This is a genomic window from Alcanivorax sp. HI0083 (genome assembly GCF_001635175.1).
The window spans coordinates 1-770 of the sequence record NZ_LWFX01000065.1 but is presented as its reverse complement, the minus strand read 5'-3'; the positions used below and the strand labels follow the sequence as shown (position 1 = coordinate 770).

1 protein-coding gene and 1 pseudogene are annotated in these 770 nt (G+C 56.1%); both read left to right on the top strand.

Features of this window, described 5'->3' with window-relative positions:
* Positions 1-283, top strand: a pseudogene (locus tag A3754_RS28385) (transposase); the annotation flags it as partial.
* 107 nt (positions 284-390) lie between these two features.
* Positions 391-651: a type II toxin-antitoxin system ParD family antitoxin gene (locus A3754_RS00695; protein ID WP_231880430.1), complete on the top strand. Its 261-nt coding sequence runs from the start codon at positions 391-393 to the stop codon at positions 649-651.
* Positions 652-770 lie beyond the last annotated feature (119 nt).

Below are 770 nucleotides of genomic sequence, written 5' to 3'. Positions count from 1 at the left end.
TGACGATGCCACCGTGTGCCGTATGCGGTTGATGGATTATCTGGTGTTGGTTGATGCCACTGGCAGGGCTGTGCGGGCAGATAAAAGGGGAGCCATTGATGGTGCTGCGGCGAATATTCTTGAGCGCATGGGTATTGATGAGCGCGCCTGGTTGAAACACATGGGGCCCCGGAAGCGGAGAGCCCCGTTGGCACTGGGGCCGATAGCGAAGGTGAAGGCCTTTGCGGAGGCGACGGGGCGGCGTTGGATTGCCGGGCAGAATACCCCCTGGGCCCTTGGATAAAGCTGGGAGCCTTCAGGGTTGCCGCGGATAAGCGGCGTTGTCTTCGTGTTGGGCGCAATTATACTACTAGGTAGGATAGTTGCGCTTGAGAGAGGTGTGAGATGGGGATGGTGAAGAAGAGTATTACGGTGACAGATCAGCAAGATAGCTGGATCAAGACCCAAATCGAGAGCGGGCATTACGGGAATGAGAGTGAAGTGGTTCGCGAGTTGATTCGTGAGCGCCAACTGCGAGAGCAGGAAACGGAGCGCGAGCTGGAAGTGATTCGTGCGAAATTACGGGAAGCTGAGCGCAGTGGGCTCACGGAGCCGAGCCCTGCGGAACTGCTGAAAGAGATCCAGGACGGATTGGGAAGGGATGAGGTATAGACTCAACGATGCGGCCAAAAGGGATGTGGCTCGAATTTATTGGCGTGGCGTCGAAGCATTTGGTGAAGAGCAGGCGGTCCGATATTTTAAAACGCTAATGGCGCGCTTTGATGTGATCG

Bases quoted from the DNA above. Each gene is read 5' to 3' on its own strand.
- A3754_RS00695 (WP_231880430.1), top strand. From the start codon at position 391: ATGGTGAAGAAGAGTATTACGGTGACAGATCAGCAAGATAGCTGGATC.